The sequence below is a fragment of the Erythrobacter sp. genome (genome assembly GCF_024305245.1).
GTDB lineage: Bacteria > Pseudomonadota > Alphaproteobacteria > Sphingomonadales > Sphingomonadaceae > Erythrobacter.
On record NZ_JAMWYX010000004.1, the window covers coordinates 297,760 to 318,252 of the forward strand.

Consider the following 20,493-nt stretch of genomic DNA (forward strand, 5'->3'; position numbering starts at 1 on the left):
AAGCCTCCTTTCACTTATGGAAAGTATGCTTGTCACTCTGCTGCCACCTTGTCAAGGGTGCTTTCCATCAACTTGCGCGTGACAAAGCCCTGCAGCGCGATTATTTCGCCCGTATGGCCAAGCTGCTGACCACCACTGCCACTACCACCCGGACTATCCGGGGGCGGCGGCGCGTGCGTTAAGCATCCACCCGCCGCCCGGTTCGGGGCGGCGCGGTGTTCTTCCCGAATCGGTTCTTCGTTCAACACCGCTCTTCCGGTGCGCCTCTGCTTGTCCTAAGGCGCGCCAAACCAGACGGAATTGCGAACAATGACCGAACTGCTCAAGATCAGCCTGCCCGATGGATCGGTGCGCGAAGTGCCTCCCGGTTCGACCCCGGCGGATATCGCCGCTGCGATTGGCCCCGGCCTTGCCAAGGCGGCGCTCGCCGCGCGCGTTGACGGGGAGCTGCGCGACCTGACCCGGCCCTTCGAAGGCGATGCGAACCTCGCGCTGGTGACGTCGCGGGACGAAGCCGATGCGCTCGAACTGGCGCGTCACGATTATGCCCACGTGCTGGCCGAAGCGGTGCAGGCGCTGTTCCCCGGCACGCAGATCACCTTTGGCCCGTCGACCGACGACGGGTTCTATTACGACGTGAAGGCGCCCGAAGACCGCGAGCCGTTCAGCATGGATGATCTGCCCGCGATCGAAGACGCGATGCGCGCCATCATCCGCGCCGACAAGCCGCTGCGCCGCGAAGTGTGGAGCCGCGAGGCGCTGATCGCAAAGTGGGCCGCCGAGGGTGAGACCTTCAAGGCGGAATGGGCCAAGGAACTGCCCGAAGGCGAGGAACTCACCGTCTACTGGTCGGGCGAAGACTGGCTCGACATGTGCCGCGGCCCGCACCTGCCTTCGACCGGGAAACTCGATCCCGATGCCTTCAAGCTGATGCGCGTCGCAGGCGCATACTGGCGCGGCGATCAGAACAATGCGCAGCTGACGCGCATCTACGGCACCGGCTGGCTCAACAAGAAGCAGTTGAACGCTCACCTCACGCGGCTGGAGGAAGCCGCCAAGCGCGACCACCGCAAGCTGGGCCGCGAGATGGACCTGTTCCACTTGCAGGAAGAAGCCCACGGGAGCGTGTTCTGGCACCCCAAGGGCTATCGCATCTGGCGCGAACTGGAATCCTATATGCGCCGCAAGATGGACGGCGCGGGCTACCGCGAGATCAAGACCCCGCAGGTGATGGACGCGCGCCAATGGGAGCAATCGGGCCACTGGGGCAAGTATCGCGAAAACATGTTCGTGATCCCCGACGAGGTGCCGAACGTTGATGATGAAGGCCCGGTGATCAGCGGCGAGGCGCAGTGGATGGCGCTGAAGCCGATGAACTGCCCGGCGCACGTGCTCGTCTTCAAGCAGGGCATCACCTCCTACCGCGACCTGCCGATCCGGCTGGGCGAGATGGGCTGCTGCCACCGTAACGAGCCCCACGGCGCGCTGCACGGGCTGATGCGGGTGCGCCAGTTTACGCAGGACGATGCGCATATCTTCTGCACCGAAGCGCAGGTGGTGGCCGAAGTGCAGGACTTCCTCGCGCTCGCCGATAGCGTCTACAAGGATTTCGGCTTCACCTATGACATCAAGCTGGCGCTGCGCCCCGATCAGCGGTTCGGATCGGACGCCGATTGGGACAAGGCCGAACAGGAACTGCGCGATGCGCTGACGGCGAACGGGCTGGAGTGGGAAGAACTCCCCGGCGAAGGCGCGTTCTATGCGCCAAAGCTCGAATGGCACCTGACCGACGCGATCGGGCGCACCTGGCAGGTCGGCACGATCCAGTCCGACCGCGTGCTGCCCGAACGGCTCGATGCGCATTACATCGGCGAGGATGGCGACAAGCACCGCCCGGTGATGCTGCACCGCGCGATCTTCGGCAGCTACGAACGCTTCATCGGCATCCTGATCGAACATTTCGCCGGGCGGATGCCCGCGTGGCTCGCCCCGGTGCAGGCAGTGGTGGCGACCATCGTTTCGGAAGCCGATGATTACGCCCGCGATGTCGAGGCGCAGTTGAAGGCGGCGGGCATCCGGGTCGAATCCGATCTGCGCAACGAGAAGATCAACTACAAGGTGCGCGAACACAGCCTCGCTAAGGTTCCGCACCTGCTGGTGGTCGGCAAGCGCGAGGCCGAGGAAGGCACCGTCGCGGTGCGCACGCTGGGCGCGGAGCATCAGAAGGTGATGAGCCTGACCGATGCCATCGCGATGCTGCGCAGCGAGGCGACCCCGCCCGATCTGCGCGGCTGAACGCACCGCAAATGGAACTGATCGGCGGGTTCACCGCGCTGCAGATTGCGGTCGCGCTGGGCGCGGCGCTGGGCGCGTCTTTCGTGCGCGGGCTGACCGGGTTCGGCATGGCGATCCTGCTGGTGCCGATCCTCGCGCTGGCGTTGCCGCCGGTCGAGGCAGTGGTGCTGGGCAATTGCCTGTCGCTGCTGATCGGGCTCACCGAAGTGCGGATGCTGGTGCGCGAGGCCGAGCGCAGCGCATGGGTGATCGGCGGTATTGTCGTGCTGACCACGCCGCTGGGCCTGTGGGCGCTGTTTTCCACCACCGCCGATGTCGCACGGCTGGTGATTGCGTTGATCGCCTTCAGCGCCTTCCTTGCGATCCTGCTACCCCGGCGCGGGTCGGGTATGCCGGGGCGGCTGGTGACGGGCAGCGTCGGGGTGCTGAGCGGTTTGATGACCGGCTATGCCGGGATGCCCGGACCGCCGGTGGTCCCCTATTACGCGGGCCGCGCGCTGCCGCGCATCACGATCAAGGCTTCGATGCTGCTGATCTTCACAATCGCGGCCGCAGCAGGGCTGGCGAGCGCCACCTGGCTCGAAATCCTGCGGCTGGACCTTGCGCTGTTCGCGTTGCTGTTGCTGCCGGTGATCCTGATCGGCAACCGGCTGGGGCTGGCGGTGTCGGGCCGGATCAGCGATCCGGTGTGGCGCGCGGCAATCGGGCTGGTGCTGGGCGGCGCGGCGCTGGGTGCGCTACTGCGGCTGCTTTAGGTCAGAACGGCAGCGGCTGGCGCGCAAGGATCAGAGCCGCCGCGCAGCCGATCACGATCATGCCACGCGCCCGGTCGAGCAGGTCGGCGCGGCCGGAGGCAGCGGCAGAGCGGACGACGGGGACGGCAAAGGCGATCGCGCGGTTCATGATCCGCACCATCGCTCCGGAATGCTAACGAAAGATTAAGCGGTGCGCGGCGCGGCGGGCATTTGCTGGCTGGCGCAGTGAAACCCGCCGCCGCCCGCCAGCACTGCCTCGCCCGGCAGGCCGATCGTGTCCCGGTCGGGGAATAGCGCGGCGATCGCGGCAACGCCGTCGGCATCGTGGGGGCTGCCGAAGGTCGGCACCACCACCAGATGCGACGTGATCGCGAAGTTCACATAGCTGGCCGGTTCGATGATCCCGTCGCGCTCGATCCGTCCGGGCGAGGGGATGCGCACCACTTCGACCCCGAACGCCTCGGCGCGGGCTGTCGCATCGGCGTAAATCGCGGCATTCGGATCGTTTTTGCCGGTCGCCTCGGGCACCACCAGCCTGTTCGGCGCGACGAAGCGCGCAAGATTGTCGACATGGCCATCGGTGTGATCATTGATGAGGCCATCGCCCAGCCACAGCACGCGGGTGAAACCGAGCTGCGCGGCAAGCTGCGTCTCGATCCCGGCTCGGTTCATCTGCGGATTGCGGTTGGGGTTGAGCAGGCATTGTTCTGTCGTGGCGCCCAGCCCGGTGCCGTCGCCGTCAACCGCCCCGCCTTCGAGGATCATGGGCGAGGTTGAAGTCGCCAGCCCTGCATCGCGCGCCAGTTCCGCGCCAATCTCCTGATCGCCCGGCATCAGATACTTGCCGCCCCAGCCGTTGAAGCCGAACCGCCGCGCAGCCCGCTCGTCGTTTGCGAACACCACCAGCGGCCCGGTATCACGCAGCCAGACGTCGCCATAGACCCGCCGTTCGAGCGTGACCTTGCCGCTGACAAGCTGGCGGGCGCGCGCTTCGTTGGCTTCGTCGCGCACCAGCAGCCGCACGGCCTGCCCGCTTTCGGCCACCGCATTGGCAAACGCCGCCATCTGCTCCTGCGCCGGTTCCAGCCAGCCCGGCCATTCCTCGGCCAGATGCGGGAAACCGATCCACAGCCAGTCCTGCGGCGCCCATTCGGGCGGCATCAACGCCGTCATCGCCGGATCCCCTGGCGCTCAGCAGCCGGTATCGGACGCGGCGCAAGCCTCGTCGCGCACGCCCCGGAACTCGTCGCCTTCGTTCCAGTTCGGCCAGCTGGTGCTCATCGCCATGCTGCGACCGATGCGGTAGAACAGCTGCAGATCGGCCATCACGCCCGACCAGTCCCAGTTCGGATCATATTCGTCCTTGGGGCCGTGGTAGCGGTTCTCCGTATAGGCGGCCGCGACCGCAGCTCCGGCTTCGCGCCCGCCTTCAAGCAGATCCTCGCCGCCGTCGATATACAGCATCGGCACGCCTTCCTTGGCGAAGGCGAAGTGGTCGGAACGGTAGTAGTATCCGGCTTCCGGCTTGGGATTGGCGGTCGCCACACGCCCGTCTGCCTTGAGCGCTGCGTCGAGGAAGGCGTCGAGCTGCGATTTGCCCGGGCCGACCACGGTCACATCCTTGGCAGGGCCCGCCACCTGGAACGCATCCATGTTGATCCCGCCCACGGTCTGCGCCAGCGAATAGACCGGGTTCGCGGCGTAGTAATAGGCGCCCAGCAGCCCGGATTCCTCCGCCGTTACCGCGAGAAACACCAGGCTGCGGCGCGGCGCGCCCGCCTTGGCATGGGCTTCGGCCAGCGCGACCAGCGCGGCAGTGCCGGTGGCATTGTCGACCGCGCCGTTGCAGATGTCGTCGCCATCGGGCGCGGGCTTGCAGCGCCCGAGGTGATCCCAGTGCGCGGTGTGCAGCACATATTCGTCCGGCGCTTCGGTGCCGGGCAGGATGCCGATGATATTGTGCGACTTGAAGCTGCGGAAATCGCTTTCGAAGCTGGTCGATGCGCTCATGCCCAGTGGCACCGCCTCGAAACCCTTCTGCTTGGCCGCTTCGCTGAGTGCGTCGAGATCCTGCCCCGCCGCCTTCAGCACTTCGCGCGCGGCCTCTTTCTGGATCCAGCCGTTCATCTGCGTCAGCGGCGGCGCATTGTCGCCGCGCTGGGCATAGGCCTGCGCGCCCGACCACGAACTTTCGACCACGTTCCAGCCATAGCTGGCAGGCGCGGTGTCATGCACGATCAGCGCGCCCGCAGCGCCCTGCCTTGCGGCCTCTTCATACTTGTAGCTCCAGCGGCCGTAATAGGTCATCGCCTTGCCGCCGAACGGGCCTTCCAGCGCTTCGGTCTGCCAGTCGGGATCATTGACGAGGATCACCACCGTCTTGCCCTTCACGTCGACGCCTTCGTAGTCGTTCCAGCCCTTCTCCGGCGCGTTGATGCCGTAGCCGACGAACACCAGATCGCTGTTCGCCAGCGTGGTCTTGGCTTCCTCGCGATAGGTCACGCCGACCCATTCATCGCCGAAATCATAGACCAGATCGGTGTCGCCATTGGTGATGGTGAGCGGGGCGTAGTTCTTGCCGGTGATTTCGATCAGCGGCACTTCCTGCAGCCACGAATCGCCGTTGCCGGGCTTCAACCCTGCGGCTTCGAACCGCTCGGTCAGCAGCGCGATGGTCTTTTCCTCGCCGATGGTGCCGGGCATCCGGCCTTCGAATTCGTCGCTGGAGAGGATGCGGGTGACATCCTTCATGGTGTCTTCGGAGATGGTGACCGGCTCGATGTCGGGGATGTCGAGCGCGGCCTCGCCCCCGCCCATGCCGGGAACCGCCTCGCAAGCCGCCAGCGCCAAGGCGCCCGCCACAACCGCGCCAAACGCCGCAAACCGTTTCGTCATTCCGACCATCCCTTGTCCGTATCCTCAGCCAAATCGCGTGCTTCAATTGCAGAGCGCGGGGCGGGGCGCAAGTTTGCGCCCTTGCGAGGAGGCGTCGGCACGGCCAGAGAGGCGGGCGATGGGCAAGACGACCAGCCAGGATTGTGGCAACCCCGATTGGGACAACGCGCTGCACCGCGCCCGCGCCTATGCGCCGTTCCTTGCCCGCGCGCTCGACCGCCAGCCGGAACTCACCGAATTGCTGGCTGCGGGGGAGGGCGAGGTGGCGCTGGCATGGGCGCGCACGCAAGGCCAACATACGGATGTCGAAATCGCGCTGCGGCGGGAACGGCTGGCGCTGGCGGCGGCGGTGGCGGTGGGCGATCTGGCGGGCGCATTTCCGCTGAGCCGGGTGGTGGCGGAACTCACCGGTTTTGCCGATCGCGCGCTCGACCGTGCGATCCACGCCGCAATCGCGCAGCGCTGCGATGCCGACAGTGCCGACGGCTTCATTGCGCTGGCATTGGGCAAGCAGGGCGCGGGCGAGCTTAATTACTCGTCCGATATCGACCCGATCCTGCTCTACGACCGCGAACGCCTGCCGCGCCGCGCCAGCGACGATCCGGGCGAGGCGGCGCAGCGTTATGCGCGAAAGATCGTGAACCTGCTCTCGGCCACTACCGATGATGGCTATGCGCTGCGGGTCGACCTCAGGCTACGACCCGCGAGCGAGATCAGCCCGCTCTGCGTCCCGGTCGGCACGGCATTGACGCATTATCAGGGGCACGCGCTGGCGTGGGAGCGAGCGGCCTTCACCCGCGCCCGCGCCGCCGCCGGGGACATTGCGGCGGGCGAGGATTTTCTTGCGGCGATCCGCCCCTTCGTGTGGCGCAGCCAGCTCGATTTCGGCGCGATCGAGGAAATCCGCGCGCTGACCCAGCGCATCCGCGACAGCCACGAAGGCCCGCCCGCGCCCGGCCCCGGGTTCGATCTGAAACGCGGGCGCGGCGGCATCCGCGAGATCGAATTCTACGCCCAGACCCACCAGCTGATTCACGGCGGGCGCGACCTGTCGCTGCGGGTGCGGGGAACGCGCGGGGCGCTCGATGCGCTGGCGGCTGCCGGCTGCATCAGCGCGCAGAACGCCGGTGTGCTGGGCGATTCGTATGACCGGCTGCGCGAACTCGAACACCGGCTGCAGATGGTGAACGACCGCCAGACGCATTCGCTGCCCGATGGCGAGGCGCTGGACATTGTCGCGCAGCTTGACGGGCTGGCCGACGGCGCGGCGCTGGTGGCAGAACTGACCGAGCTGACGGCGCGCACCGCCCGTATTTATGAAGAACTGATCGGCACACCCGAAGCCGCGCCTGTGCGTGCGGCCCCGGCCAGCGATCTTGCACAGCAGCTCGCCGCGCTGGGTTTCGATGAACCGGATGCGCTCGCCGAACGGATCGACACCTGGAGCGACGGCCGCCAGCCTTCGATCCGGTCGCCGCAGGCGGTGGCAGCGTGGCATCGCCTGCGTCCCGCACTGCTGAAAGCGATTGCGGCGAGCGACGATCCGAGCCGCGCGATCACCCGCTGGGAACGTATCCTCGAAAGCGTGCCGTCCGCGATCACCACCTTTCGCCTGCTGGTTGCCCGGCCCCATCTGATCGACCGGCTGGTGGCTGCGCTCACGCTCGCCCCGGTGCTGTCGGACGAATTGGCGCGCAAGCCCGAACTGCTCGACACCCTGCTGGATCGCGGCGCGCGCGATCTGCCGGGCGCAATTCCGGAAATCGCCGACAGAATGCAGGGCGCGGCAATGCGCGACGATTACGAGGCGCTGCTGGACGCGATCCGGGTGGTGACCGGCGAGATCCGCTTCGCGCTGGGCATCCAGCTGATCGAAGGGCTGGCCGATCCGCTCGACATCGCCAGCGCCCTGTCACGCACGGCCGAGGCGGCGCTGCGGCTGGCGACGCAGGCGACCATCACCGAATTCGTCGCCAAGCACGGGCAAGTGCCCGGTAGCGAGCTGGTGGTGCTCGGCCTCGGGCGGCTCGGCGGCGGCGCGCTGACCCATGCGTCCGATCTCGACATCGTCTATTTGTTCACCGGCGATTTCGCCGCGCAATCGGATGGGCCGCGGCCTTTGGGGGCCACGGTCTACTATAACCGCCTCGCCAGCCGGGTCAGCGCCGCACTGTCGGTGCCGACCGCGCAAGGGGCGCTCTACGAGATCGATACGCGGCTGCGGCCGCAGGGCAACCAGGGGCCGCTGGCGGTCAGTTACGAGGCGTTCGGCAAGTATCAGCGCGAGGCGGCTTGGACGTGGGAGCATATGGCGCTCGCCCGTGCGCGGGTGCTGTTCGGTTCGGATGCGGCGCGGCGCGAGCTGGACGAGGTGCTGGCGCAGGTGCTCCACGCCCCGCGCGACAAGGCGGTGCTGCGCGAGGCGGTGCTGGCGATGCGCGCCGAGATGGCGCGGCACAAACACCCCGGCGGACCGGTGGATGCCAAGCTGCTGCGCGGCGGCCTGGTCGATTGCGAATTTCTGGTGCACTACCTGCAATTGAAAGGCGTGACCGCCGATGGCATCCCGCTCGGCCAGAATGTGCCGGATGCGCTCGACCCCGATCTGGCGGTAGCGATCAAGGGGCTGGTTACCGCCGGGCTGCTGCCGGACGATATTGCTGCGCCCTATGACCTGATGAGCCGGATGCTGGTGGCCGGACGGCTGCTTGCTCCCGATGGCCGCGAACCGCCCGCCGGCGGCGCGCGGGCGCTGGCGCGGGCGTGCCGGTGCGAAACCTACGAAGACCTGCTGCAGGCCTTCGGCGCGGCGCGGCACAGGATCGCGCAGGCATGGAAACAAATCCTCGGGACGGACATTCTCGACAGCGAACAGGAGGCTATCTGATGAGCGACTTTCCAGAAGCGGGCGACCCGATCCCCGATATTGCGATGGAGACGCCGGACGGCGGCAGCGTGAAACCGTCCGATTTTCGCGGGCACAAGCTGGTGATCTTCTTCTATCCCAAGGATGACACCCCAGGCTGCACCACCGAGAACAAGGATTTCTCGGCCTTGCAGGATCAGTTCGCGGCGGCGGGCACCAAACTGCTCGGCGTGAGCAAGGACCCGGCGAAGAAGCACGCCAAGTTCATCGCCAAGCACGGCCTCACAGCCCCACTCGCCAGCGACGCGGAAGAAGGCGGATTGTCCGATGCGCTCGGCGTGTGGGCGGAAAAGCAGATGTACGGCAAGACCTATATGGGCATGGTCCGCACCACCTATCTGGTGGATGGCGAGGGCCGGATCGCGCAGGTCTGGGACAAGGTGAAGGTCAAGGGCCACGCCGAGGACGTGCTTGCCGCCGCCAAAGCGCTCTGACGTCACGCATGAACAGCGTCGCATCGGCTATCCGCGCCGCGCTGCTGACCGCAGACCAGCGCGCGAAGTGTTTTGCCGCGCGGCAGGTCGCGCGCGATTGGCGCAAGGGCGCGCTGGCGTGGCGGTTCGATGTCGCCATGCCCGATCAGCCCGCATGGCCCGCCACGCCCGAATTGCTCCCGCCCGGCCAGATGCCCAAGCGCCGCAAGGGCGGCTCGGAAAGCGGGCGAATCGCCCTGTGGCACGCTCTGGCGCATATCGAATTCGTCGCGATCGACCTCGCGCTCGATATGGCGGGGCGATTCGGCGCGGCGATGGGGGAGGAATTCGTCGGCGACTTTCTGGGGGTGGCGGCTGACGAGGCAATGCATTTCGCGCTGCTCGCCCGCAAGCTCGAAAGCCTTGGCAGCCATTACGGCGCGCTGCCCGCGCATGCCGGGCTGTGGGAGGCGGCGCAGGACACCAGCGGCGATGTCGCCGCCCGGCTCGCGGTGGTGCCGATGGTGCTGGAGGCGCGCGGGCTCGATGTGACCCCGGCCACGCTCGAACGGGTGCGGGCGAGCGGCGATGCGGGCGGCGCAAAAATCCTGACGCGCATTCTTGACGACGAAATCCGCCATGTCGGTTTGGGCACCAAATACTTTCTGCGCTGTGCCGAAACGATGCAGGCGCGCCCCGAATCCCTGTGGCAGACCCTCGTAAAACAGCACTTTCACGGGTCGATTAAGCCGCCGTTCAACGACTCGGCGCGTCTTGCAGCCGGTTTGTCGCGCGGATTCTATGCGGAGATTGCGCATTAACGACTCACCCGCATAACCACGATCCAGCAAAGGCGCGCACAAGACGTGCTTCGAATTCCAGCGGCGAAAAAAGCCGAAAATCGGGACCCGGGTCACTATGAAATTCGCCGCGCGCCATTTTTCGAAGCTCGCAGCCCAGTGCTGCGCAGCTCTATTGCTCTCCGCCGCCGGTTCTGTTCCTGCTTTTGCGAACACTGCCAATTCCGCCACCGCGAGCGCCGACATTGTCGAGCCGGTGCGTGAAACCCAGGCCGATGCGCTGGCCAACGGCGATCAGCGGTTCAAGTCGCTGTTCGCGAACTGGACCGCGATCGAACGCACCAGCCCCACGGCTGGCGGCATGGCCGAAACCGCCTATTCCGCGCCCTTCATCGCTCCGACCGTTTCGGTGCCGTCGCGCATGCCGCTCGAAGGCGCGCAGCTGACCAGCGGTTACGGGATGCGCACCCATCCGGTGCTCGGCGGCCGCCGCCGCCACAACGGCATCGATCTCGCCGCGCCGACCGGCACTCCGGTCTATGCCACGGCTGACGGGATCATCGGCCGCGCCGACTGGTTTTCCAGCTACGGCCTCTACATCAGCATCGATCACGGCGCTGATATGGAAACCCGTTATGCTCACCTGTCGCGGCTTGCAGTGGCTGCGGGCGACAATGTGAAGAAGGGCGACCTGATCGGTTACGTCGGATCGACCGGCCGTTCGACCGGCCCGCATCTCCATTACGAAGTCCGCATTGACGGGCTTGCAGTCAGTCCGATTCCGTATATGGTAGAAAGCGAAGCACAGCTTGCTTACGCCCGCGATGCCCGGCTTACTGGCCAAGGCGGCGAATAAGGCGAAGGCGCAAGCCCAAGAGATTGCTCGCTTCAAGCGAGCCGGACATTGGAGAGGGTGTCCGAACATGGCGGCGGGTTTACCCGCCGCCTTTTTTTTGTGCCGCGCGCATGACCTCCCCCGCAATCAGTAGCAATTCCCATACTGTTTTTGCTTGCGAGCCGCCTCTCTCCCGCTAGTTTCCCTGATCGAGAGAGAAACGGCAGGACGTTTTTGAAAGCGCCGCCGCATGGGAGAGAGACTATGTCGATGCACCCGACTGCGCATGCTGCGCGGCGCCCCGATCATCCCGCTGTCATCATGACCGGATCGGGCAAGCAGATCACCTATGGTGAAATGGACGCGGAATCGAACCGCTTCGCCCACCTGCTGCGCGCCCACGGCATCGGTGCGGGCGATGCGTTTGCGGTGCTGCTGGAAAACCGGATCGAATATTTCACGCTCATCTGGGGTTCGCAGCGCGCGGGCACGATGCTGGTGCCGATCTCGTCGCGCCTGACCGCGCCGGAGGCGGCCTATATCATCCGCGATGCGCAGGTGAAGCTGCTGATCACCTCGCGGTATTTCGAAGGCGTGCTGGGCGATATCCGCGCAGCCTGCCCCGGCCTGACGGTGCTGGTGATGGATGCAGGCGACGCGGAAGACTTCGCCGCCGCGCTCGCCGCGCAGCCTGCCGATCCGATCGCCGATCAGAGCGCGGGCATGGTGATGCTCTATTCATCGGGCACCACCGGGCGGCCCAAGGGCATCCGCCCCGCGCCGCCCGAAGACCCCGATCCGCAGGCGATGGTGCCGCTTGTGGGCCTTGCGATCATGGGCGCAGGCATGCCGACCGACGGATCGATGATCTACCTCTCGCCCGCCCCGCTGTATCATGCCGCACCGATCGGTTGGTGCTCGGTCGTCCACCGGCTCGGCGGGACGATCGTGATGATGGAGAAGTTCGATCCCGAAGAAGCGCTGAAAGCCATCGAGCGGTACAAGGTGACCGACAGCCAGTGGGTGCCGACCCATTTCGTGCGGTTCCTGAAACTCGATCCTGCCGTGCGCACGCGCTACGACCTGTCGAGCCACCAACGCGCGCTCCACGCCGCTGCGCCGTGTCCGGTGCCGATCAAGCGCGAAATGATCGAATGGTGGGGGCCGATCGTGAACGAGTATTACGCCGGCAGCGAAAGCATCGGCATGACCATGGTGAAATCCGAGGACTGGCTCACCCACCCCGGCACCGTCGGCAAGGCGATCTATGGCACGCTGCATATCTGCGGGCCGGAGGGCGAGGAACTGCCGCCCGGCGCGGATGGCCTGGTCTATTTCGAAAACACCCTGCTGCCGACCTATCACAATGACCCGGCCAAGACGGCCGAGGCGATGCATCCCAGCGGCTGGATGACGCTGGGCGATATCGGCCATCTGGACAGCGACGGCTTCCTGTTCCTGACCGACCGCAAGAGCCACATGATCATTTCGGGCGGCGTAAACATCTACCCGCAGGAGATCGAGAACCTGCTGGTGACCCACGAAAAGGTGATGGACGCCGCCGTGATCGGCGCGCCGTGCCCCGATCTTGGCGAGAAGGTGGTCGCGGTGGTGCAACCGCGCGATATGGCCGATGCCGGGCCTGCCTTGGAAGCGGAACTGCGCGACTTCCTTGAGCCCAGCCTGTCCAAGATCAAGATGCCCAAACTGTTCGATTTCCGCCCCGAACTGCCGCGCGAAGCCAATGGCAAGCTCTACAAGCGCGAGCTGCGCGACGAATATGCCGCCAAAACCCGCGAAGGGGCTGAAGCCGCGTGAGCCGCGTGAGCGGCGAGGTGGTGCTGCCCGGCGATCTGGCGCGCCGGGTGATCGATCCGCATGCCTATGCCGCATGGGACGGGCTGCTCGACACCTTCGACCACATCCGCGCGACCATGCCGGTGGCACGCGTGCAGCCCGACACGCCCGGCCTGTTCGATCCGTTCTGGCTGGTCACCCGCTATGATGATGTGATGCGGATTTCGAAGGACAACGCGACCTTCCTCAACAACCCGCGTCCGGTGGTGTTCAGCTTCAACGAGGCGATCGAATTCAGCCGCGCGGCGACCGGATCGAACATGCTGGTCGATTCGCTGGTGGTCTTCGATGCGCCGATCCATCCCAAATATCGCAAGCTGACGCAGGAATGGTTCATACCGAGGAACCTTGCGAAGTTGGAGGGCGAGTTGCGCGCACTGGCGGCGCGGACGGTCGACCGGATGCTCGAAAGCGGCCCGGACATCGATTTCGTCAGGGAAGTCTCCGGCCCCTATCCCTTGCGCGTCGTCATGCAGATTCTCGGCGTCCCGCCTGAAGACGAGCCGCGGATGCAGATGCTCACCCAGCAATTGTTCGGCGGGCAGGACAAGGATCTGTCGGGCAGCGGGCTGGACAAGATGACGCCCGAACAGGTGGTGCAGATCGTCGCGGGCGCGGTGCGAACCTTCGAGGACTACTTCGCGCAGATTGCCGATGAACGCCGCGCCCATCCCACAGACGATGTCGCCAGCGTGATCGCCAATGCACTGGTGGACGGGCAGCCGCTCCCCCCGCGCGACATGGCGGGATATTACATCATCGTCGCTACCGCCGGGCATGACACCACCAGCGCCAGCACGGCAGGCGCGATGCAGGCGCTCGCCAATGATCCGGAGCAATGGGCGCGGGTCAAGGCCGACCGGTCGCTGCTGCCCGGCATCGTCGAAGAGGCGATCCGCTGGACCACCCCGGTGCAGCACTTCATGCGCACCGCCGCCGAGGATGTGGAGCTGGGCGGGAGCCAGGTGAAGGCGGGCGACTGGCTGATGATCAACTATGTCGCTGCCAATCACGACCCGGCGCAATTTCCCGATCCGCGCCGGTTCGACGCCGCCCGTTCCCCCAACCGCCACCTTGCGTTCGGGGCGGGGGCGCACCAGTGCCTCGGCCTGCATCTGGCGCGGCTGGAGATGCGGATCCTGTTCGAAGCCCTGCTCGACCGGGTGGCGAGCGTTGAACCGGCGGGCGAGGCCAAGCGGGCGAGCAGCACCTTCGTCGGCGGGTTGAAAACGCTGCCGCTGCGGGTGACGCCCGCCTGAAAATCGAACACGCGCTGTCCGATTTTCCTGTTGTCCCGTCGCAGTTTGTCCTAGTTTTCAGGGCATGGGGATTCTCATTCGCCTTGAACAATCCGGGTCGGCGGCATGACCTTGCTTGAGCCGCACAACCTGCCGTTCCTGATCGCGTTCGGGGCGCTGGCGGTGATTGCGTTGCTGCAACTCGCCGGCGTGTCCGAAGTGGTCGAGGGCGCGGGCGAGTTCGACGCGCCCGACGGGCTGGAAGTCGGCGGGTTCGGCGAGGCGCTGACCACTTTGCTGGGGCTGGGCCGCGTACCGCTGCTGATCTGGCTGGCGGCGCTGCTGTTCGTGTTCGCCACGATCGGCGTGACCGGGCAGATGGTGCTGGCAGGCGTGCTGGGCGCGCCGCTTTCCGCCGGATGGGCCGCGCTGCTTGCAGGCGGGGCCGCGCTGCCGCTCAACAGCCTCGCGATGCGCCCGCTCGCTGCGATCCTGCCCCGGGATGAGACCACCGCCATCGATATCGACGATTTGATCCGGCGCGATGCCGAAATCCAGATCGGCACCGCCCGCGCCGGATCGCCCGCGCGCGCCAAGGTGATCGACCGGCACGGGCAGGCCCATTTCGTCATGGTCGAACCGCATGACCAGACGCTGGAGTTGAACGCAGGCGACACCGTCCTGCTGGTGCGCCGCGAAGGGCAGACCTTCTACGGCGTGCATTACGAAAGCCCGTTGCTCGGGCTTGGCACTTAAAGGGGAACGCACATGGCTTTGACCACAACCGGAGATTTGGCGACAGCGGGGGATCTGGCCTCGTCCGGGGGCGATCTGATCACCTACGGGGTGATGGCTGGCGCCGGATTGATCGTCTTCGTCATCATCGTGGCGTTCCTCGCCCGGCTGTACCGCCGCGCGTCGAAGGAAACCGCATTTGTGCGCACCGGTCTGGGCGGAGAGCGCGTGGTGATGAACGGCGGCGCTCTGGTCTTCCCGGTGTTCCACGAAACCATGCCGGTCAACATGAACACGCTGGTGCTGCCGGTGGTGCGGCGCGACAGCGAGGCGCTGATCACGCTCGACCGGCTGCGGATCGACGTGAAGGCCGAGTTCTACGTCCGTGTGCGTCCCGATGCGGTGGCAATCGCGATGGCCGCGCAGACGCTGGGCCAGCGCACGATGCAGCCGGAAATGCTGAAGGATCTGGTCGAGGGCAAGTTCGTCGACGCGCTGCGTTCGGTCGCGGCGGGCATGACCATGAACGAACTGCACGAACAGCGCGCCGACTTCGTCCAGAAGGTGCAGCAGGTCAGCTCCAACGATCTGGCGATGAACGGGCTGGAACTGGAATCGGTGTCGCTGACCGGGCTCGACCAGACCAGCATCGAACACTTCAACGCCAACAACGCCTTCGACGCCGAAGGTCTGACCAAGCTGACCGAGCAGATCGAAGCGCGCAAGAAGCTGCGCAACGATATCGAGCAGGACACCCGCGTGCAGATCGAGACCAAGAATCTCGAAGCCAGCCAGAAGAGCTTCGAAATCGCGCGCGATCAGGAATATGCGCGATTGGAGCAGGAGCGCGAAGTCGAAGTGCGGCGCGCCGGCCAGACCGCCGAAATCGCCCGGGAGCAGGCCGAGCGCAACCGTGAGGCCGATGCCGCGCGGATCGAGGCCAAGAAGCAGGTCGACGCCCAGCAGATCGAGGCGGATCGCTTGGTCGAGGAAGCCCGCATCGATCAGCAGCGCGCGCTCGAAATCGCGCGGCAGGAACAGCAGATCGCGGTGCAGAACAAGTCCCGCGAGGAAAGCCAGGCCAAGGCCGAGGCGGATGACGCGCGCGCCAAGGCGGTCGAGGCCGAGGAACGCGTCGCCACCGCGCGCGAAAGCGAAATCGCCGAACGGCAGAAGAAGATCGAGCTGATCGAAGCCGCGAAGCAGGCCGAGCGTGACGCGATCAAGATCCGCGTCGATGCCGAGGCCGAACGCGATGCTGCGCTCAACCGCGCCGAAGCCGTGCGGCGCAGCGCAGAAGGCGATGCCGAAGCCGAGAAGCTCCGCGCCGAAGCGTCGCGGGTACGCTTCGAAGTCGAAGCCGCCGGCCAGCGCGCGATCAACGAGGCGGCCAACATCCTCTCGAACGACCAGATCAGCCTGCAGACCAAGCTGGCGCTCCTCAAGGTGCTGCCCGAGGTCATCCGCGAAAGCGCCAAGCCGATGGAAGCGATCGACTCGATCAAGATCGTGCAGGTCGATGGCCTCACCAATGGCGGACGCGCGGCCAATGATGGCGGCGGCTCCGGCGGCGGTGCTGGCGGCGGATCCGGCAACCTTGCCAGCGATGCGGTGGCGGCGGCGCTCGCCTACCGCGCGCAGGCTCCGGTGCTGGACGGGCTGATGAAGGAGCTTGGGCTGGACGGATCGTCACTGTCCGGTCTGGTCAAGGGCGCGGCCGAGGCAGTGGCGGAACCGGCTCCGCCTGCCACTCCGGCTCCAACTGCTCCCGCCAAACCCGCATCACAGAAGTCGATCGCCCGCGACAATGATGCGGACGAGGTGCCCGCGGGCGAAGCGGCGGAGTAATTCAAGGTGACGGGGGCGGCAACGCTGCCCCCGTGTGCTACTTCAGCAGATCCAGCGCAATCGCCCGCACCTGCGCACCCATATCCTCGCGCGCCAGCGCCAGCGCCAGAGTCGCCTCGACGAACCCGATCTTGCTGCCGCAGTCGTACCGCGCGCCGTCGAATGTCACCGCGTGGAACGGCTGGGTGCCGATCATCTTCGCCATTGCGTCTGTCAACTGGATCTCGCCGCCCGCACCCTTGCCCTGGGTTTCCAGCACCCGCATCACTTCGGGCTGGAGGATGTAGCGGCCCGAAACGATCTTGTTCGACGGCGCGTCGGTAGCTGCCGGTTTCTCCACCAGCCCGCGCACTTCGGTCAACGCGCCCGACGCTGCACCCGGATCGATCACGCCGTAGCTCGATACCTGATCCTTCGGCACTTCGAGCACCGAGATCAGATTGCCGCCGACCTCGTTATAGGCTTCGACCATCTGCTTCATGCAGCCGCTGCCGCCTTGGCGCGCGACCATCAATTCATCGGGCAGGAAGATCGCGAACGGTTCATCCCCCACAATCGCCCTCGCGCACCAGATCGCATGGCCAAGGCCCAGCGGCACCTGCTGGCGCACCGCGATCACATCGCCGGGGGTCGCCCGCGTGCAGTCAAGCACGCTCAGATCCTTGCCGCGCTCACCCATCGTCTGTTCGAGTTCGAAGGCGATGTCGAAATGCTCGACGATCCCGGTCTTGCCGCGCCCGGTGACGAAGATCATCTGTTCGATCCCGGCCTCGCGCGCCTCGTCCACCGCGTACTGGATCAGCGGGCGGTCGACCACCGGCAGCAGTTCCTTGGGCACCACCTTGGTGGCTGGCAGGAAACGGGTGCCGAGACCGGCGACGGGGAACACGGCTTTACGGATTGGCTTGGGAGACATTCAGCGCCCTCGTTTGGTTCTTGTCGGTACCTCGCGTCCGCTGTCCCCGTGCCTTGCGCTATAACCTAGGTCAATCGCTGATCGGCGCAGGCAGCATCGGGCACGCGCCAGCGAGTTGCACGCGAAGCACTTTTCGCTAAGGCTGCGGGCATGGACAAACTTCTCATTCGCGGCGGCAATCGCCTTTCCGGCTCGATCCCGATTTCCGGCGCCAAGAACGCCGCGCTCACGCTGATCCCTTGCGCGCTGCTGACCGAAGAGCCGCTGACGCTGCGCAACCTGCCGCGGCTTGCGGACATCGACGGGTTCCAGCACCTGATGAACCAGTTCGGCGTCACCACCTCGATTCAGGGCACACGACCCGAGGATTTCGGCCGGGTGATGAGCATGGAGGCGACGCGGATCACCTCCAACGTCGCGCCGTATGATCTGGTGCGCAAGATGCGCGCCTCGATCCTCGTGCTCGGCCCGATGCTGGCGCGCAGCGGCGAAGCGACGGTTTCGATGCCCGGCGGCTGCGCGATCGGCAACCGCCCGATCGACCTGCACCTGAAAGCATTGGAAGCGTTCGGCGCGCATATCGAATTGGCGCAAGGCTATGTGAAAGCCTACCAGCCCGATGGCGGAATGCCCGGCGGGGACTTCGATTTCCCGGTGGTCAGCGTCGGCGCGACCGAGAACGCGCTGATGGCCGCGGTGCTGGCGAACGGCACCAGCCGCCTGTTCAACGCCGCGCGCGAGCCGGAGATTGTCGACCTGTGCAATATGCTCGCCGCGATGGGGGCGGAGATCGAAGGCATCGGCACATCCGATCTCACCATCCACGGCGTGAAGCGGCTGCACGGCGCAACCTACCGCGTGATGCCCGACCGGATCGAAGCGGGTTCCTATGCCTGCGCCGCAGCGATCACCGGCGGCGAAGTGCGGCTCGAAGGCGCGCGCGCGCACGAGATGATGGCGACCATTCATGCGCTGCAGGCCATCGGCGTCGAAGTGACGTGGGATGCCAAGGGTATCGACGTGCATGCCAATGGCGCGCTGAAGGCGACCAACCTCACCACCGCGCCCTATCCCGGCCTTGCCACCGACATGCAGGCGCAATTGATGGCACTGCTGGCCAAGGCCGAAGGCACCAGCGTGCTGAAAGAGACGATCTTCGAAAACCGCTTCATGCACGTGCCCGAACTGGCGCGCATGGGGGCGGACATCACCACCGAAGGCCGCACCGCGATCGTGCGCGGGGTCGAAGGGCTGACCGGCGCCGAAGTGATGGCGACTGACCTGCGCGCCTCGATGAGCCTCGTCATCGCCGCGCTCGCCGCCGAAGGCGAGACGACCGTGCGGCGGCTGTACCACCTCGACCGCGGGTACGAGCGGCTGGAGGAGAAGCTCCAGCTGGTTGGCGCGGATATCGAGCGGGTGGACGACTGACCCCGCATCGCCGGGGCGGGGCAGGTCTGCTGCCTGTGCGCGGCGCGTGTAGGAGACACATGAGACACTGTCCAGGAACCGAAAACCTGCCGCACCGTGCGGCCTTGTCGGACGGTGGCGGCGGGGGAAATCGCAGGACATGCGCGCAGTGCTGCCGTTTTTTGCACGGGTAGGAAAGCGCAAGGTCCGCTTCTGGGGCGCGCACGGTCACGGCCGAATGACCGAAGTTGAGTGGAAGGCGGCCTTCTACACACTTGGGTCGGCCAAGCCTCCATTCATCTTCTCGTCTGCGCCTGCTGATCGGTAACGAGGCGGATGCGGTGGAGCAATGGCGGGCGAACGCAAGGAGATTTGTTGCGTCAGCGAATGCCGACCGCCTTTATTCCCTGCCGAATGACATTCAAAGCATGCTCCGGCTCGTCCCAGATCAAGTAATGGCCGCTGTCATCGAACCAATGAAAGGTCGCGCCCGGGAACGCTGCTTTCGCGCGCTGTGCCTGCACGGGAAAGCAGAGGCGATCATGTCGCCCCCAGGCAATCGTGACCTTCGGCGTCGCGGGTGCAGCAGGCCCTTCCTGCATCGGAGCCGCAGCGAGATCCCTGACGAGGGCTGGAACGTGTGATGGGGAGGCAAAGCTAAGCAACTCCGCTTCCACTTCGTCCCCGTTCAGTGTCCAGGGCCGCGCCGACAATTGCGCCAGAACCGCCGAGCGGGTGACGGCATTGAGGGCAAGTCGCGGTACGAAACCTCTAAGCAGCCGCAACGCGGAGACAGATGAAAGGAGTGTCCACTTGAGATAAGTGCGTTCCCACCCGGCCCAGAATCCCCCGGGGCTGAGAGCCACAACTGAACCCGCACGACCGCGGCGGGCCAGCTCAAGCACCAGCCGGCCTCCAAGCGAGAAGCCAACCATATCCACGCCATTCAAACCTTGTGCTTCAAGAAAGGCTTCAAGGCTTGTAACCAGACCGGAAAACGTTGCGTCCTCTTGCCGTGCTGGCGATTGGCCGTGGCCCGGAAGGTCGACGGCAATGATAGTGCGGTCGCTTGCCAGCGGCGGCAGAAAGGGCAGCCACACGCGGCTGCTGCTACCAATGCCGTGCACCAGCAGAAGCGGCTTGCCTTGGCCTTCAGAGCGAAAGTGCACGTCGTTCTCCACGGAAGCTGCTTTGGCGGCGGGGTTTTAACGACGCTTGCTACCTATCTGTTCCAAATCCCTTGCGACTGATCAACCCGGTAGCAATCTCGCAATTGCGCGCTCGATCCCGAATGTCGGAAATGGGGCGTTTCCTGCCTGTCAGCTTTCGTCCCAATGCCGCGATAGCAGCCTGTCGGCTTTCGGGATTTGCCGAGGCGCTCGCGAACGGCTCTTTGGGGGTGGGAATCGGACCTAGAGTATATATCCTTGGCGATAAGCAATCTTGGCATTGCCGCGAACCTTCAAGCCTCGGCGGGTCACGTCAACGGTTGGGATGCAATCTACTCTGGTGAGCAATTGGCCGATCATTTCCGCGCGACCGAATGTCGGGGCGCAGGAGCATTCCACAT

The 20,493-nt window shown here is 65.8% G+C and carries 17 protein-coding genes; 11 read left to right on the forward strand and 6 right to left on the reverse strand.

What is annotated here, in order from left to right; all coding sequences use genetic code 11:
- Positions 1 to 32: 32 nt before the first annotated feature.
- Complete coding sequence (locus tag Q0L48_RS08190; RefSeq protein ID WP_296719488.1) at positions 33 to 245, reverse strand: hypothetical protein; 213 nt, start codon at positions 243 to 245, stop codon at positions 33 to 35.
- Positions 246 to 309: 64 nt separating this feature from the next.
- Here Q0L48_RS08190 and thrS point away from each other — a divergent pair, with 64 nt between their 5' ends.
- Together thrS and Q0L48_RS08200 are read left to right on the forward strand one after the other, a co-directional pair.
- Positions 310 to 2,295 (forward strand): threonine--tRNA ligase, encoded by a 1,986-nt coding sequence (gene thrS / locus Q0L48_RS08195; protein ID WP_296719490.1) that lies wholly within the window; start codon positions 310 to 312, stop codon positions 2,293 to 2,295.
- Between the two features lie 11 nt (positions 2,296 to 2,306).
- Positions 2,307 to 3,050, forward strand: a complete 744-nt coding sequence (locus Q0L48_RS08200) for a sulfite exporter TauE/SafE family protein (RefSeq protein WP_296719492.1) — start codon at positions 2,307 to 2,309, stop codon at positions 3,048 to 3,050.
- 1 nt (position 3,051) lies between these two features.
- On the opposite strand, the gene Q0L48_RS08205 is transcribed toward Q0L48_RS08200, so the two are convergent.
- Genes Q0L48_RS08205 through Q0L48_RS08215 form a run of 3 tightly spaced genes read right to left on the reverse strand, consistent with a single transcriptional unit; the run spans position 3,052 to position 5,867 of the window.
- Positions 3,052 to 3,198: a hypothetical protein gene (locus Q0L48_RS08205; RefSeq protein WP_296719494.1), complete on the reverse strand. Its 147-nt coding sequence runs from the start codon at positions 3,196 to 3,198 to the stop codon at positions 3,052 to 3,054.
- Between the two features lie 35 nt (positions 3,199 to 3,233).
- Positions 3,234 to 4,223 carry an agmatine deiminase family protein gene (locus Q0L48_RS08210; RefSeq protein WP_296719495.1) on the reverse strand — a complete coding sequence of 330 codons (990 nt, stop codon included), beginning with the start codon at positions 4,221 to 4,223 and terminating at the stop codon, positions 3,234 to 3,236.
- An 18-nt stretch (positions 4,224 to 4,241) separates the two neighbouring features.
- Positions 4,242 to 5,867 (reverse strand): M28 family metallopeptidase, encoded by a 1,626-nt coding sequence (locus Q0L48_RS08215; RefSeq protein WP_296719708.1) that lies wholly within the window; start codon positions 5,865 to 5,867, stop codon positions 4,242 to 4,244.
- Between the two features lie 196 nt (positions 5,868 to 6,063).
- On the opposite strand from Q0L48_RS08215, the gene glnE reads away from it, so the two are divergent.
- The 8 genes from glnE (at position 6,064) to Q0L48_RS08255 (ending at position 16,597) form a co-directional block, all read left to right on the forward strand.
- Entirely contained in the window at positions 6,064 to 8,832 is a 2,769-nt protein-coding gene (gene glnE / locus Q0L48_RS08220; protein ID WP_296719498.1) for a bifunctional [glutamate--ammonia ligase]-adenylyl-L-tyrosine phosphorylase/[glutamate--ammonia-ligase] adenylyltransferase, read from the forward strand.
- Positions 8,832 to 9,305, forward strand: coding sequence for a peroxiredoxin (locus tag Q0L48_RS08225; RefSeq protein ID WP_296719499.1), 474 nt, complete (start codon positions 8,832 to 8,834; stop codon positions 9,303 to 9,305). The genes glnE and Q0L48_RS08225 overlap by 1 nt, the downstream gene beginning before the upstream one ends.
- Positions 9,306 to 9,313: 8 nt before the next feature.
- Positions 9,314 to 10,105: a ferritin-like domain-containing protein gene (locus Q0L48_RS08230; protein WP_296719501.1), complete on the forward strand. Its 792-nt coding sequence runs from the start codon at positions 9,314 to 9,316 to the stop codon at positions 10,103 to 10,105.
- Positions 10,106 to 10,202: 97 nt separating this feature from the next.
- On the forward strand, positions 10,203 to 10,940 hold the full coding sequence (locus tag Q0L48_RS08235) for a M23 family metallopeptidase (protein WP_296719504.1): 738 nt from the start codon (positions 10,203 to 10,205) through the stop codon (positions 10,938 to 10,940).
- A gap of 249 nt (positions 10,941 to 11,189) precedes the next feature.
- Positions 11,190 to 12,737, forward strand: coding sequence for an acyl-CoA synthetase (locus Q0L48_RS08240; protein WP_296719710.1), 1,548 nt, complete (start codon positions 11,190 to 11,192; stop codon positions 12,735 to 12,737).
- A gap of 5 nt (positions 12,738 to 12,742) precedes the next feature.
- Positions 12,743 to 14,035, forward strand: coding sequence for a cytochrome P450 (locus Q0L48_RS08245; RefSeq protein WP_296719712.1), 1,293 nt, complete (start codon positions 12,743 to 12,745; stop codon positions 14,033 to 14,035).
- A 105-nt stretch (positions 14,036 to 14,140) separates the two neighbouring features.
- A complete protein-coding gene (locus tag Q0L48_RS08250; protein ID WP_296719507.1) occupies positions 14,141 to 14,770 on the forward strand; it encodes an OB-fold-containig protein in 630 nt (209 codons plus the stop codon).
- A gap of 93 nt (positions 14,771 to 14,863) precedes the next feature.
- Complete coding sequence (locus Q0L48_RS08255) at positions 14,864 to 16,597, forward strand: flotillin domain-containing protein (protein WP_296719713.1); 1,734 nt, start codon at positions 14,864 to 14,866, stop codon at positions 16,595 to 16,597.
- A gap of 37 nt (positions 16,598 to 16,634) precedes the next feature.
- Here the strand turns inward: Q0L48_RS08255 and Q0L48_RS08260 are convergent, their stop codons facing one another.
- Entirely contained in the window at positions 16,635 to 17,513 is an 879-nt protein-coding gene (locus Q0L48_RS08260; RefSeq protein ID WP_296719509.1) for a UTP--glucose-1-phosphate uridylyltransferase, read from the reverse strand.
- 150 nt (positions 17,514 to 17,663) lie between these two features.
- Between Q0L48_RS08260 and murA the strand changes: the two genes are divergently transcribed.
- Positions 17,664 to 18,944, forward strand: a complete 1,281-nt coding sequence (murA, locus tag Q0L48_RS08265; RefSeq protein ID WP_296719512.1) for a UDP-N-acetylglucosamine 1-carboxyvinyltransferase — start codon at positions 17,664 to 17,666, stop codon at positions 18,942 to 18,944.
- Between the two features lie 359 nt (positions 18,945 to 19,303).
- Here murA and Q0L48_RS08270 read toward each other — a convergent pair whose 3' ends face one another.
- Positions 19,304 to 20,104, reverse strand: a complete 801-nt coding sequence (locus Q0L48_RS08270; protein WP_296719513.1) for an alpha/beta fold hydrolase — start codon at positions 20,102 to 20,104, stop codon at positions 19,304 to 19,306.
- Positions 20,105 to 20,493: the final 389 nt, after the last annotated feature.

Bases quoted from the DNA above. Each gene is read 5' to 3' on its own strand.
- Q0L48_RS08210 (WP_296719495.1), bottom strand. From the start codon at position 4,223: ATGACGGCGTTGATGCCGCCCGAATGGGCGCCGCAGGACTGGCTGTGG.
- glnE (WP_296719498.1), top strand. From the start codon at position 6,064: ATGGGCAAGACGACCAGCCAGGATTGTGGCAACCCCGATTGGGACAAC.
- Q0L48_RS08235 (WP_296719504.1), top strand. From the start codon at position 10,203: ATGAAATTCGCCGCGCGCCATTTTTCGAAGCTCGCAGCCCAGTGCTGC.
- Q0L48_RS08200 (WP_296719492.1), top strand. From the start codon at position 2,307: ATGGAACTGATCGGCGGGTTCACCGCGCTGCAGATTGCGGTCGCGCTG.
- Q0L48_RS08240 (WP_296719710.1), top strand. From the start codon at position 11,190: ATGCACCCGACTGCGCATGCTGCGCGGCGCCCCGATCATCCCGCTGTC.
- Q0L48_RS08260 (WP_296719509.1), bottom strand. From the start codon at position 17,513: ATGTCTCCCAAGCCAATCCGTAAAGCCGTGTTCCCCGTCGCCGGTCTC.
- Q0L48_RS08205 (WP_296719494.1), bottom strand. From the start codon at position 3,198: ATGAACCGCGCGATCGCCTTTGCCGTCCCCGTCGTCCGCTCTGCCGCT.
- Q0L48_RS08250 (WP_296719507.1), top strand. From the start codon at position 14,141: ATGACCTTGCTTGAGCCGCACAACCTGCCGTTCCTGATCGCGTTCGGG.
- Q0L48_RS08255 (WP_296719713.1), top strand. From the start codon at position 14,864: ATGGCTGGCGCCGGATTGATCGTCTTCGTCATCATCGTGGCGTTCCTC.
- murA (WP_296719512.1), top strand. From the start codon at position 17,664: ATGGACAAACTTCTCATTCGCGGCGGCAATCGCCTTTCCGGCTCGATC.
- Q0L48_RS08225 (WP_296719499.1), top strand. From the start codon at position 8,832: ATGAGCGACTTTCCAGAAGCGGGCGACCCGATCCCCGATATTGCGATG.
- Q0L48_RS08230 (WP_296719501.1), top strand. From the start codon at position 9,314: ATGAACAGCGTCGCATCGGCTATCCGCGCCGCGCTGCTGACCGCAGAC.
- thrS (WP_296719490.1), top strand. From the start codon at position 310: ATGACCGAACTGCTCAAGATCAGCCTGCCCGATGGATCGGTGCGCGAA.
- Q0L48_RS08215 (WP_296719708.1), bottom strand. From the start codon at position 5,867: ATGGGCGGGGGCGAGGCCGCGCTCGACATCCCCGACATCGAGCCGGTC.